Source organism: Peribacillus simplex, assembly GCF_900156045.1.
In the GTDB taxonomy this organism is placed as follows: Bacteria; Bacillota; Bacilli; order Bacillales; family DSM-1321; genus Peribacillus; species Peribacillus simplex_D.
The window spans coordinates 63,387-77,196 of record NZ_FTMX01000002.1 but is presented as its reverse complement, the minus strand read 5'-3'; the positions used below and the strand labels follow the sequence as shown (position 1 = coordinate 77,196).

10 protein-coding genes are annotated in these 13,810 nt (G+C 42.3%); all 10 read left to right on the top strand.

Going from position 1 to position 13,810, the window contains the following annotated elements:
- Positions 1-11 precede the first annotated feature (11 nt).
- Positions 12-1,172, top strand: coding sequence for a 1-deoxy-D-xylulose-5-phosphate reductoisomerase (gene dxr / locus BW986_RS06860; RefSeq protein ID WP_076366473.1), 1,161 nt, complete (start codon positions 12-14; stop codon positions 1,170-1,172).
- 7 nt (positions 1,173-1,179) lie between these two features.
- Positions 1,180-2,448 (top strand): RIP metalloprotease RseP, encoded by a 1,269-nt coding sequence (gene rseP / locus BW986_RS06855; RefSeq protein WP_076366471.1) that lies wholly within the window; start codon positions 1,180-1,182, stop codon positions 2,446-2,448.
- A gap of 265 nt (positions 2,449-2,713) precedes the next feature.
- A complete protein-coding gene (locus tag BW986_RS06850) occupies positions 2,714-4,414 on the top strand; it encodes a proline--tRNA ligase (RefSeq protein ID WP_076366469.1) in 1,701 nt (566 codons plus the stop codon).
- A 158-nt stretch (positions 4,415-4,572) separates the two neighbouring features.
- Entirely contained in the window at positions 4,573-8,895 is a 4,323-nt protein-coding gene (locus BW986_RS06845; RefSeq protein ID WP_076366467.1) for a PolC-type DNA polymerase III, read from the top strand.
- A gap of 193 nt (positions 8,896-9,088) precedes the next feature.
- On the top strand, positions 9,089-9,562 hold the full coding sequence (gene rimP, locus BW986_RS06840) for a ribosome maturation factor RimP (protein ID WP_076366465.1): 474 nt from the start codon (positions 9,089-9,091) through the stop codon (positions 9,560-9,562).
- 43 nt (positions 9,563-9,605) lie between these two features.
- A complete protein-coding gene (gene nusA / locus BW986_RS06835) occupies positions 9,606-10,736 on the top strand; it encodes a transcription termination factor NusA (RefSeq protein WP_076366463.1) in 1,131 nt (376 codons plus the stop codon).
- 15 nt (positions 10,737-10,751) lie between these two features.
- On the top strand, positions 10,752-11,027 hold the full coding sequence (gene rnpM / locus BW986_RS06830) for an RNase P modulator RnpM (protein ID WP_076366461.1): 276 nt from the start codon (positions 10,752-10,754) through the stop codon (positions 11,025-11,027).
- A 4-nt stretch (positions 11,028-11,031) separates the two neighbouring features.
- Entirely contained in the window at positions 11,032-11,337 is a 306-nt protein-coding gene (locus BW986_RS06825) for a YlxQ family RNA-binding protein (RefSeq protein ID WP_061144653.1), read from the top strand.
- 19 nt (positions 11,338-11,356) lie between these two features.
- A complete protein-coding gene (gene infB / locus BW986_RS06820) occupies positions 11,357-13,516 on the top strand; it encodes a translation initiation factor IF-2 (RefSeq protein WP_076366459.1) in 2,160 nt (719 codons plus the stop codon).
- The gene (locus BW986_RS06815) at positions 13,513-13,794 is read left to right on the top strand and encodes a DUF503 domain-containing protein (RefSeq protein WP_057913375.1); all 282 of its coding nucleotides are present in this window, start codon (positions 13,513-13,515) and stop codon (positions 13,792-13,794) included. The genes infB and BW986_RS06815 overlap by 4 nt, the downstream gene beginning before the upstream one ends.
- The last annotated feature ends 16 nt before the right edge of the window (positions 13,795-13,810 follow it).

The window sequence follows — 13,810 nt, the reverse complement described above, 5'->3', positions numbered from 1 at the left end:
AGATGAACAATTTGAAAAATATCAGCCTTTTGGGCGCGACAGGATCGATTGGTCAACAAACAGCGGATGTAGTTAGGTCCCATCCAGATCAATTCAAGATCGTGGCGCTTTCTGCTGGAAAGAATATAGAATTGGTCAGGACTTATATACAAGAGTTTGAACCGAAACTGGTTTCAGTCCAGACGGAAGAAGATTATCATGTTTTGAAAAGTGAATTCTCCAGCCGCAAAGATATCGAGTTCATGTATGGAGATGAGGGATTGACTGCTGTTGCTGTTTATGGTCAGGCGACGATATTGGTCAATGCTGTCATCGGAAGCGTGGGTCTTTATCCGACCCTTCAAGCAATAAAGGCTAAAAAAGATATTGCTATCGCCAACAAGGAGACATTGGTGACAGCAGGTCATTTGGTCTTAAGTGAAGCAAAAAAAGCGGGGGTCAGATTGCTGCCGGTTGACAGTGAGCATTCCGCTATTTTTCAGGCATTGCAAGGTGAAAAGGAAAAAAATATAGAACGTCTGGTCATTACCGCTTCGGGAGGCAGTTTTCGAGATCGGACCAGGGAAGAATTGAAGGATGTAACGGTGGAAGAGGCACTGAACCATCCGAACTGGTCAATGGGAGCTAAAATCACGATCGATTCAGCATCAATGATGAATAAAGGATTGGAAGTTATTGAGGCCCACTGGCTATTCGATCTTCCCTACGATAAAATTGATGTATTGCTACATAAGGAGAGCATCATCCATTCCATGGTTGAGTTTCATGACTCCAGCGTGATAGCACAACTGGGTACGCCGGATATGCGGGTGCCGATACAATATGCACTTACATATCCAGACCGTATTCCGCTTGCAGGTCGCAAACGACTTAATCTTGCTGAAGCAGGCAAACTGCATTTTAGCGATATGGATTTCACCAGATATCCTTGTTTGCAATTCGCATATAAAGCAGGTAAAATGGGCGGAACGATGACTACTGTGTTGAATGCCGCCAATGAAGCCGCAGTCTCTGCATTCTTATCTGGAAAGGTAACCTTCCTTGAGATTGAAACGTTAATTGAAAAAGCGCTGAATCAGCATTCCGTCATAGCCCTTCCAGATTTAGAAACGATTCAGGAAGTAGATAATATGACAAGGCAGTATATAGAATCTTTAGTGAAAGATAGGTGACCGGAACATGCAGACTTTAGAAACGATTATAGCGTTCATCATCATTTTTGGAGCTTTAGTATTTTTCCATGAGCTTGGGCACTTAGTGTTTGCAAAGCGAGCAGGAATTTTATGCCGTGAGTTCGCAATCGGTTTCGGGCCAAAAGTATTCACATATAAAAAGAAGGAAACCGTATATACCATTCGATTGCTCCCTCTTGGCGGGTACGTGCGTATGGCTGGTGAAGACGCTGAGAATATAGAATTGAAGCCCGGCTATCGGGTGGGATTGATGTTTGATAATGAAGAGCATGTTACCAAAATCATTTTGAACAATAAAGATAAATATCCTGATATTCGTCTTGTGGAAGTTGAAGTGATCGATCTTGATCATAAACTGATCCTTACTGGTTATGAGGAGGGCGAGGAAGATACACTTAAAACGTTTGCCATTCATAAAGAAGCGGTGATCGTTGAAAATGGTGTAGAGAACCAGATTGCTCCTTTTGACCGGCAATTTGCCTCAAAGTCGCTTGGTCATCGTTTCCTGACGATTGTAGCTGGACCGGCAATGAATTTCGTTTTGGCTTTTGTCATTTTTGTGTTGATCGGCCTGTTTCAAGGAGTCGTGGTGGATGAAGCGAAACTTGGTGAGTTGACTCCAGATGGTTCGGCTGTAAATGCCGGTTTAAAATCGGGAGATGTCATTCAATCCATAGAAGGTACGGAGGTCTCCACTTGGGGAGATGTTCAGGAAAGCATTCAAAAGAACCCCGGGCAAGAGATCGAGTTCGTCGTTGACAGGGACGGGAAAACATTAGAAGTTCCGGTTGTTCCACAAGAAGTGGAGAGGGAAGGGAAGAAAATCGGCATTATTGGTGTTTACCCTCCGGTTGAAAAAGCACCGATTAAAGCTATACAATATGGTTTTACAGAAACGTATTTTTGGACAAAACAAATCTTCATCATTCTTGGTGACCTCGTAACTGGTGGATTTACGATCGACAGTTTATCAGGTCCTGTAGGAATATATAAATCAACTGAGGAAGTAGCGAAACAAGGTATATTCACGTTAATGAAATGGGCAGGGCTGCTCAGCATTAACCTGGGTATCATGAACCTGCTTCCGCTACCGGCATTGGATGGGGGAAGACTGTTATTCTTTGTGGTCGAATTCTTAAGAGGGAAACCAATTGACCGTCAAAAAGAAGGAATGGTCCACTTCATCGGCTTTGCTTTGCTGATGTTATTGATGATTGTCGTTACATGGAATGATATCCAGCGATTCTTCCTGTAAGACATGTTGGATAATGCAAAACAGGCCAGCAGATTTATCTGTTGGCCGTTTTCTTATCTGAAGGATTTCCTAGTTTTTTAACCGTTTTAGGAAAATTGTTTGTTTTCTAGGGAAATCGTAAGTATAATCGAGAATGAGTATATTAAATTAGCTTTTCTGAATAACGCGGAAAGTCTTTTTTGTATGAAATGACCGTATTTAAGTTGCGGTATGAATTTTACCGTAGCCGCAAGTAATTTATAGGAAATATTGAAGAGGTGCAGATATGAAACAAAGTATGACGTTGATCCCTACATTGAGAGAAGTGCCTGCAGATGCTGAAATCAAAAGTCATCAGCTGCTATTACGTGCAGGATTTATGAGACAAAACTCCAGCGGGGTTTATAGCTTTATGCCGCTTGGAAAGAAGGTGCTTCAAAAGGTTGAGGCGATCGTTCGGGAAGAGATGGAAAATGCTGGTGCGGTAGAACTGTTGATGCCGGCTCTACAGCAAGCCGAATTCTGGCAGGAATCTGGACGCTGGTATACCTATGGTCCAGAGTTGATGCGGTTGAAGGATCGCAACAACCGTGAATTTGCGCTTGGTGCCACACATGAAGAAGTGATAACCAGCTTAGTTCGTGATGAAGTGAAATCCTATAAGCGTCTTCCATTAACGGTTTACCAGATCCAAACCAAATTCCGTGATGAAAAAAGACCGCGTTTCGGATTGTTGCGTGGACGTGAGTTCATCATGAAGGATGCGTATTCTTTCCATGCTAATCAAGAAAGCCTGGATGCTGTTTATAAAAATTTATATGCGGCATATTCGAATATATTCAGCCGTTGTGGGTTGAACTTCCGTGCCGTCATTGCCGATTCCGGGGCAATGGGTGGTAAGGATACACATGAATTCATGGTCCTGTCTGATATTGGGGAGGATACCATCGCATATTCTGATACTTCCGATTATGCAGCTAATATTGAAATGGCACCTGTGAGCGTAAAATACGAAAAAAGCTCCGAAGAACAAATTGCACTTGAAAAAATTCATACACCAGGTCAAAAAACGATTGAAGAAGTTGCTTCATTCTTGAAAACGGGTGCAGAGAAACTAATAAAATCGTTATTGTTTAAAGTAGATGAAAAGTATGTGCTTGTTTTGGTACGGGGAGATCATGAGGTCAATGATATCAAGCTGAAGAATTTCTATAACGCTTCAATCGTTGAATTGGTCGATCCAAATGAGACGAAAGAAGTCTTAGGATGTACAATTGGATCTCTTGGACCAATCAATGTCACTTCTGAAGTCGAAGTGATTGCGGATGTTGCCGTCGAGGTCATGGTTAATGGAATTTGTGGTGCAAATGAGGAAGACTACCATTATGTGAACGTAAATCCCGCTTCTGACTTTAACGTGGCCAATTATATAGATCTTCGTTTCATCCAAGAGGGTGACCTATCACCGGACGGAAATGGAAATATTAAATTTGCCAAAGGGATTGAGGTAGGCCACGTATTCAAACTGGGAACTAAATATTCTGAAGCCATGAATGCGACATTCCTGGATGAGAATGGACGGACGCAGCCTATGATCATGGGCTGTTACGGCATTGGTGTTTCCCGTACACTTGCCGCTGTTGCTGAACAATTCAACGATGAAAAAGGATTGGTTTGGCCAGCGAATTTAGCGCCATACCAGGTCCACTTGATTCCAATCAATATGAAGGATGAGGCTCAGGCTGCCCTGGCAGAAGATTTATATAATGATCTAAAGGCACAAGGCATGGAAGTTCTTATGGATGATCGTCAAGAACGTGCGGGCGTAAAATTCGCAGACTCTGACTTGATGGGTCTTCCTGTAAGGGTGACTGTTGGTAAAAAGGCATCCGAGGGAATCGTCGAAGTGAAAATCCGTAAAACGGGTGAGGTTCTTGAAATTGAAAAAGCTGAACTGACTCAAAAGCTTCACGAAATAATGGCATAATTTAAAAATAGGGAATTAGGCATCATTCAATTGGATGATGCCTTTCCTTTTCATGGATTTGGATACTAGTGAAACATTCATGATATGTTATAATAGCCTCTGGTATCAAAAGAAAATGATAGTGAAAAATAAAAGATAGTAGATAGGGGAGAGAGGGAATGGATCAAAATCCAAATAGCGGTAGAGAGAGATTTCAACTCTTGCTCCAGCAAATGGGCTTGACTGAGGATGCCTTTGTGAATTATTTCATAGGTGCCGAAATTGATAAACTCTCAATCGAGAGGGAGTCCAAAACATGGCATTTTGCCTTTAATATACCTGCATTAATTCCCTGCAGTGTTCATACAAGACTTGCTACTCATCTAGCAAGTACGTTTTCCCATATTGCGAAGGTCACATTCAATTTGAATGTGGCCAATCCGCAAGTGACGGAACAATTGGTGAAGGAGTATTGGAAAAACTGCATTGGCGAGCTTGAAGGCATGTCTCCTGCACTGTTATCACTTCTAAATGAACAAGTGCCGACGGTGAATGGATATAAGCTTATCGTTAGCGCCCGGAATGATGCGGAGGCTGGTCAGTTGAAACGAAAATACTCCGGCATCATTTCGAATATCTACCAAACATTCGGTTTTCCTCCGTTGACACTTGATGCGGAAGTGAAGGAAACGGTTTCGAATCCTGATTACCAGAAGTTCTTAGAAGAGAAACAAAAGGAAGACGCCGAAAAGGGACTTGCCGCCCTAGTGGAAATGCAGAAAAAAGAATCGGAAAAAGGCGGCGACGATGCCGTATACGACGGACCGGTTAAAATTGGCTATACGATTAAAGAAGATGCGGATTTCCGCAGAATCGAACAAATTATCGATGAAGAGCGCAGGATTGCTATCGAAGGCTTCGTATTTGATGCAGAAGTGCGTGAGTTACGCAGCGGACGAAGCCTGTTGACTTTTAAAGTCACTGATTATACGAGCTCGATATTGGTCAAAATGTTTTCGCGTGATAAAGAAGATGCTGCCATACTTGCCAGAGTGAAAAAAGGGATGTGGGTACGTGCCCAAGGCAGCATCCAAAATGATACATTCGTACGTGACCTTGTAATGATCGCAAATGATATAAACGAAATTTCCAAACAAGGACGGCAGGATAAGGCTCCAGAAGGGGAAAAGCGTGTAGAACTGCATATGCATACCCCAATGAGCCAGATGGATGCAGTGACACCTACTTCTGCGCTTGTTGCCCAGGCTGCAAAGTGGGGGCATAAGGCTGTGGCCATTACAGATCATGCGGGAGCACAATCATTCCCTGAAGCATATAGTGCCGGGAAAAAGAATGGTATCAAAATCCTTTATGGTGTCGAAGTGAATCTTGTAGATGATGGTGTACCCATTGTTTATAATGAGGCGCATATCGCTTTGGCAGATGCCACCTATGTTGTGTTTGACGTAGAGACGACAGGCCTGTCAGCCGTGTATGATACAATCATTGAATTTGCTGCAGTGAAAATTCATGACGGTGACATCATTGATCGATTCGAGTCATTTGCTAATCCGCATCACCCACTATCCAATACGACGATAGAATTGACAGGAATCACTGATGATCTTGTAGAAAATGCTCCGGAAGTATCGGAAGTACTTGAAAAGTTCAAGGAATGGGCGGGGGATGCGATTCTGGTTGCCCACAACGCAGCCTTCGATATGGGGTTTTTGAATATAGGCTATAAAAACTTGGGTTATCCCAAAGCTTCCAATCCTGTACTTGATACATTGGAACTTGCCCGTTTCTTATATCCAGAGTTTAAAAATCACCGGTTAAATACATTATGTAAAAAGTTCGATATTGATTTGACCCAGCATCATAGGGCCATTTATGACGCCGAAGCTACAGGTTACCTTATGCTGAAGATGCTAAAGGATGCAATGGAAAAGGAGATTACCCATCATGATCAACTTAATGACAATATGGGTAAAGGAAATGCTTATCAGCGTTCCCGGCCGTCCCATTGTACGCTGATTGCACAAACACAGGCTGGCTTAAAAAACCTTTTCAAATTAATTTCAATATCACACATCGATTATTTCTATCGTGTGCCCCGACTGCCACGCTCACAACTTAAAAAGTATCGTGAAGGAATCTTGGTCGGATCGGGATGCGATAAAGGGGAAGTTTTTGAAGGGATGATGCAGAAGGGTTTTGAGGAAGTCGTCGATATTGCCGAATTCTACGATTATCTTGAAATCCATCCGAAGGAAGTGTATCAGCATCTGATTGAGCTTGAATATGTACGGGATGATAAATCATTGGAAACGATCATCTCCAATATCGTCAAGCTTGGTGAAAAATTGGATAAGCCAGTAGTAGCCACGGGAAATGTGCATTATTTGGATCCGAATGATAAAATTTACCGTAAAATCCTTGTGAATTCACAAGGTGGCGCAAATCCGCTGAATCGTCATAAGCTTCCTGACGTACATTTTCGGACAACAGATGAAATGCTACGGGAATTCTCCTTCCTCGGTTCTGAGAAAGCCAAAGAGGTCGTGGTAACCAACACGAATAAAATCGCTGATATGATTGAAGAAATCAAGCCAATCAAGGATGAGTTATACACACCTAAAATTGAAGGTGCAGATGAAGAGATGCGTCAAATGAGTTATGGCATGGCAAGGAAGATTTATGGAGAGAACCTGCCGGAAATCGTGGAAGCCCGTCTTGAGAAAGAATTGAAAAGCATCATTGGCCACGGTTTTGCCGTAATTTATTTAATTTCTCACAAGCTTGTTAAAAAATCCTTGAATGATGGTTATCTAGTTGGCTCAAGGGGATCGGTTGGGTCATCTTTCGTTGCCACCATGACTGAAATTACAGAGGTGAATCCGCTTCCGCCGCATTATGTATGTCCGGAGTGCAAGAAATCCGAATTCTTCAATGATGGTTCTGTAGGTTCCGGGTTTGACCTGCCAGATAAAGACTGTCCAGATTGTGGCATTGCTTATACAAAAGACGGGCATGATATCCCGTTTGAAACTTTCCTTGGATTTAAAGGGGATAAGGTTCCCGATATTGACTTGAACTTCTCCGGTGAATATCAGCCGAAGGCCCATAACTATACGAAGGTCTTATTCGGTGAAGAATATGTATATCGTGCCGGAACGATTGGTACGGTTGCTGAAAAAACGGCGTATGGATATGTAAAAGGGTATTCCTCTGATAATAACATCCATATGCGTGGAGCAGAGACCGATCGCCTTGTTGCCGGTTGTACTGGTGTGAAAAGGACGACTGGACAGCACCCGGGCGGAATTATCGTTGTTCCGGATTATATGGATATCTATGATTTCACACCAATTCAGTTCCCGGCAGATGACAGGAATTCCGAGTGGAAAACAACTCACTTTGATTTCCATTCCATTCACGATAATATTTTGAAACTTGATATACTTGGTCACGATGATCCGACTGTAATCCGGATGCTTCAAGATTTAAGTGGCATCGACCCAAAGACCGTTCCTACCGATGATCCAGAAGTAATGAAAATATTCAGCAGTACTGAATCTTTAGGAGTTACCGAAGAACAGATCATGTGTAAAACGGGTACGCTTGGCATCCCGGAATTTGGTACGCGTTTTGTCCGGCAGATGCTTGAAGATACGAAACCTACGACATTTTCCGAGCTTGTTCAGATTTCAGGGCTTTCCCACGGTACGGATGTATGGTTGAGCAATGCACAGGAACTGATCCACAACCGCATATGTACACTAAGTGAGGTTATCGGCTGCCGGGATGATATTATGGTTTATCTGATATACCAAGGTCTAGATCCTTCCCTAGCGTTTAAAATCATGGAATCTGTACGTAAAGGGAAAGGGCTCTCGGAGGAATTCGAAGAGGAAATGAGGAAAAATGAGGTGCCGGAATGGTATATCGATTCATGTAAGAAGATTAAATACATGTTCCCGAAAGCCCATGCCGCAGCTTACGTCTTAATGGCTGTCCGGATTGCCTATTTTAAAGTGCATCTGCCTTTATTGTATTATGCAGCCTATTTCACAGTACGTGCCGATGATTTTGAAATCGACGCCATGACACGGGGATCGCAAGCAATCAAATCAAAAATGGAAGAAATCATGGTAAAGGGATTGGATGCATCCACAAAGGAAAAGAATACATTGACGGTTCTTGAACTTGCTTTGGAAATGTGTGAACGCGGATTTTCATTCGCTAAAGTGGACTTGTACAAATCCAGTGCAGATCAATTCTTAATTGAAGGAAATACTTTGATACCGCCTTTCAATTCGATACCTGGTCTTGGAACGAATGCGGCGATCAATATCGTCAACGCGCGGGAAAATGGTGAATTCCTTTCCAAAGAAGACCTTCAACAACGGGGGAAGGTTTCGAAGACCATCCTTGAATACCTTGATAAACAAGGCTGTCTGGAGTCATTGCCTGAACAAAATCAGTTATCTTTATTTTAAAGAGGAAACGGATTCCAAAAAGGAAGAAACAGACATCAGATTTGCATAAATATCTTGATTATGGTATATTTTTATTGGAAATACTAAGAGGAACCAATGGCAAGAGTGGGGAAACCCACTCTTTCGTGTTGTATTGACCATTTAATTTTGAATCCGAAACCAAGCGCATACAACGCACGTATGGAGGAAACAAATGAGTAAAAAGGTAACGGAAGTCGTAGAGGAATTAGCATTACCAATTCTTGAAGAATTGCAGCTTGAATTAGTCGAAGTGGAGTATGTGAAGGAAGGTAAAAGCTGGTTCCTTCGAGTGTACATTGATAAAGAAACAGGCGTAGATATTGATGATTGCGGAAATGTGAGTGAAAAACTCAGTGAAAAGCTTGATGAGATTGATCCGATTCCACAAAATTATTTTCTCGAAGTTTCATCACCCGGAGCTGAAAGGCCTCTGAAAAAAGAGAAGGATTTCCTTAATGCTATCGGTAAAAATGTTTACATAAAAACATACGAGCCCATTTTAGATGAAAAAGAATTCGAAGGAATCTTAACCAGTTTCGATGGTGCAGAAGTGACACTCGAAGTCAGAATCAAGACAAGAAAGAAAACGATCGTCATACCATTCGAAAAGGTAGCCAAAGCGAGATTGGCGATTACCTTCTCTTAAGTCAAGCAAATCATTAATTTAAATATCCGTAAGGGGGATCACCATGGGCAATGAGTTATTGGATGCTCTCTATATTTTAGAAAACGAAAAAGGAATTTCCAGGGAGGTTTTGATCGACGCGATTGAATCTGCCCTTATATCGGCATATCGCCGTAACTTTAACCAAGCACAAAATGTACGTATCGACTTGAATCTTGGTAAAGGAACTATGCGTGTATTTGCCAGAAAAGACGTTGTTGACGAAGTGTTCGATTCACGTCTGGAAATTTCTGTTGAAGAAGCAAGAGCAATTGATCCCAACTATCAGTTAGAGGATATTGTCGAAATGGAAGTAACACCTAAGGATTTCGGCCGTATTGCTGCACAAACAGCAAAACAGGTCGTCACTCAAAGAGTGCGTGAAGCTGAACGAGGCATCATTTATGCCGAATTCATCGATCGTGAAGAGGATATCATGACTGGCATCGTTCAACGCCAGGATTCCCGATTCATTTATGTGAGCCTAGGTAAAATCGAAGCTTTGCTCCCGGTGAATGAGCAAATGCCGAATGAACAGTATAAACCTCATGACCGCATTAAAGTTTTCATCACTAAAGTTGAAAAAACTTCCAAGGGTCCGCAAATTTTTGTATCCCGTTCACACCCTGGCCTTTTAAAACGTTTATTCGAAATCGAAGTGCCTGAAATTTTTGATGGAACAGTAGAAATTAAGTCAGTTGCCCGCGAAGCAGGCGACCGTTCAAAAATCTCCGTGCACTCCGATAACGAAGAAGTCGATCCTGTCGGTTCTTGTGTAGGCCAAAAAGGACAGCGTGTTCAGGCCATCGTCAATGAATTGAAAGGTGAAAAAATCGATATCGTTAAATGGTCGGAGAATCCGGTCATTTTCGTTGCGAATGCTTTAAGCCCTTCAAAAGTACTTGAAGTTATTGTTAAAGAAGAGGAAAAGGCGACGACTGTAATCGTTCCGGATTATCAACTTTCCCTGGCAATTGGTAAGCGTGGACAAAATGCCCGTTTAGCTGCCAAGCTTACAGGCTGGAAAATTGATATCAAGAGTGAAACGGAAGCCCGCGAAGCTGGTATTTATCCTGTGGAAGAACAGGAATTCCTTTTGAGCAGAGATAGTTATGTTACTGAAGAGGAAACAGATTTCGAAGAGGATAACGAGTAATTCGAGGTGAAAAAGATGAATAGCCGAAAAAAAATCCCGATGCGTAAATGTGTGGCAACAGGCGAAATGAAGCCGAAGAAAGAACTCATTCGCATCGTTCGATCTAAAGAAGGGGAAGTCAGCCTTGATCCGACCGGAAAAAAATCGGGAAGGGGAGCTTATTTGACTCTTGATCGGGATGTTATCGAGCTGGCCAAAAAGAAAAATGTGCTGGCTAATCACCTTAGTACCCAAATCGATTCTTCCCTTTATGAACAATTGCTTGAATTAGTGAATAAGGAGAACAACTAACAACATGACCCAACAACAACAATGGATGTCTCTATTAGGTTTGGCCAATCGAGCACGCAAGCTAATTTCGGGTGAAGAATTAGTGGTTAAAGAGATTAGAAGCGGTAATGCCAAAGTTGTTATTTTATCCGCGGACGCTTCAAAAAACACTGAAAAAAAAATATCTGATAAGTGCGCATTTTATCAGGTTCCTTTAAAAAGAGTCGAAAGCAGGTCAATGCTCGGCCATGCGATAGGTAAGGATGCTAGAGTTGCCGTCGCAGTTCTGGATGAAGGTTTTGCACAAAAACTCCGAACGCTGCTCGATTAAATTTTACGGGGGTGAACGTATGACAAAATTGCGTGTATATGAATATGCAAAACAAAAGAACGTTTCAAGCAAGGATGTAATAAATAAACTTAAAGAAATGAATATAGAGGTAACAAACCATATGACAGCATTAGACGATTCAACTGTAAATAAATTAAACGATTCAATCAAACCTAAAAACGAAGATAAAAGCCAAGCTGCTGAACCAAAAGCTAACGCTACGGTCGCGAAGTACGAAGCTGAAGCGGATGAAAAGAGCACAGTCAATAAAGAAAAACTGAAGAAGAAACCACCAGTTAAACCTGTAGGTACGAAAAAACCAACAGGTGGTCAGTTCAACAAGGGTCGCAATAACAAGAATAAAAATAATAAACAAAGGCAACAAGCGCCTCAGGCACCTGTTACTAAACGTAAAGAAAGAGAACTTCCAGAGAAAATTACGTTTTATGAGTCTTTGACGGTTATGGAACTTGGAAAAAAACTTCACCGTGAACCTTCTGAAATCATTAAAAAGCTCTTTATGCTTGGCGTAATGGCAACAATCAACCAAACTTTGGATAAAGATGCAATTGAATTGATTTGTGCAGAATACGGTGTAGTGGCAGAAGAAGAGATTCGTGTCGACCTAACAGATCTTGAATCACTTGTCACTGAGGACGCTTCTGAAGATTTGATTGAACGTCCGGCTGTCGTGACGATCATGGGACACGTTGACCATGGTAAAACGACATTGCTTGATTCTATCCGCCATACAAAAGTTACTGAAGGCGAAGCTGGCGGAATCACTCAGCATATCGGTGCATATCAAGTTAAAGTTAACGATAAGAAAATAACTTTCTTGGATACACCAGGTCATGCCGCGTTTACAACAATGCGTGCCCGCGGTGCACAAGTTACCGATATCACCATTCTTGTCGTCGCTGCGGATGATGGCGTTATGCCTCAAACGATTGAAGCGATCAACCATGCCAAAGCGGCAGAAGTTCCAATTATCGTCGCTGTCAATAAGATGGATAAAGAGGCTGCCAATCCGGACCGTGTCATGCAAGAATTGACAGAACATGGTTTAGTTTCTGAAGCATGGGGCGGAGACACGATTTTCGTACCAATTTCAGCTAAAAACGGTGAGGGTATCGATAGCTTGCTTGAAATGATTCTTCTTGTCAGTGAAGTGGAGGAGTATAAAGCGAATCCATCTCGTAAAGCAAATGGAACGGTTATCGAAGCACGTTTGGATAAAGGGCGCGGATCGGTTGCCACATTGCTTGTTCAAAACGGAACGTTGAAAATCGGTGATCCGATTGTTATCGGTAATACATTCGGCCGTGTTCGTGCTATGGTCAACGATCTTGGACGCCGTGTTAAGGATGCAGGTCCTTCAACACCGGTTGAAATCACAGGATTGAACGAAGTGCCACAGGCCGGGGATCGTTTCATCGTCTTTGAAGATGAGAAAACGGCCCGTCAAGTTGGGGAAGTGCGTGCACAGAGACAACTTGCTTCTCAACGTAATGAGAAATCCCGTGTAACCCTGGATACATTATTCGAACAAATGAAAGAAGGGGAAATTAAAGAATTGAACATCATTCTAAAAGCTGATGTTCAAGGTTCTGCGGAAGCAGTAGCCGCTTCCCTGAATAAAATAGAAGTGGAAGGCGCTAAAGTGAAAATCATACACATTGGCGTCGGCGCAATTACAGAGTCTGACATCATCTTAGCTACAGCTTCGAATGCAATCGTCATCGGATTTAACGTCCGTCCTGACGTGAATGCGAAACGTGCAGCTGAATCAGAAAATGTTGATGTCCGTCTTCACCGCATCATCTATAAAGCGATCGAAGAGATCGAGTCGGCTATGAAAGGGATGCTTGATCCTGAATTCGAAGAAAAAATCATCGGTCAGGCTGAAGTCCGTACGACTTTCAAAGTATCCAAAGTTGGTACGATTGCCGGTTCTTACGTTACAGAAGGAAAAATTACACGTGATAGCGGAATTCGCTTAATTCGTCAAGGTGTCGTCATTTACGAAGGGGAAATTGATGCATTGAAACGTTTTAAAGATGATGTAAAAGAAGTGGCAACGAACTATGAGTGCGGTATTACGATTAAAAATTACAACGACCTTAAAGAAGGCGATGTAATTGAAGCGTTTGTAATGGAAGAGATCGAACGTAAATGATCGTTGGCTCTGTCCAATGTGAATGCATCATCCATGACACCCATTCTTTGAAAGAAAAAAGGGCCGTGCTTCAGCGTGTCATGACACGGCTTAAGCAGAAGTTCAATATTTCTGTAGCAGAGACCGATTTTCAGGATTTATGGCAGCGGACAAAGATTACTATCGTAACCGTAACATCCTCAAGGAAGGCTACTGAACGGGAACTTCAGAATGCCCTTAAATTTCTAGATTCTTTTCCGGAACTAGAGCGAACAATAACAGATATAGACTGGCTTTAGGCTATCGAGGTGATAT

Bases quoted from the DNA above. Each gene is read 5' to 3' on its own strand.
- rseP (WP_076366471.1), top strand. From the start codon at position 1,180: ATGCAGACTTTAGAAACGATTATAGCGTTCATCATCATTTTTGGAGCT.
- BW986_RS06850 (WP_076366469.1), top strand. From the start codon at position 2,714: ATGAAACAAAGTATGACGTTGATCCCTACATTGAGAGAAGTGCCTGCA.
- BW986_RS06845 (WP_076366467.1), top strand. From the start codon at position 4,573: ATGGATCAAAATCCAAATAGCGGTAGAGAGAGATTTCAACTCTTGCTC.
- rimP (WP_076366465.1), top strand. From the start codon at position 9,089: ATGAGTAAAAAGGTAACGGAAGTCGTAGAGGAATTAGCATTACCAATT.
- nusA (WP_076366463.1), top strand. From the start codon at position 9,606: ATGGGCAATGAGTTATTGGATGCTCTCTATATTTTAGAAAACGAAAAA.
- rnpM (WP_076366461.1), top strand. From the start codon at position 10,752: ATGAATAGCCGAAAAAAAATCCCGATGCGTAAATGTGTGGCAACAGGC.
- BW986_RS06825 (WP_061144653.1), top strand. From the start codon at position 11,032: ATGACCCAACAACAACAATGGATGTCTCTATTAGGTTTGGCCAATCGA.
- infB (WP_076366459.1), top strand. From the start codon at position 11,357: ATGACAAAATTGCGTGTATATGAATATGCAAAACAAAAGAACGTTTCA.
- BW986_RS06815 (WP_057913375.1), top strand. From the start codon at position 13,513: ATGATCGTTGGCTCTGTCCAATGTGAATGCATCATCCATGACACCCAT.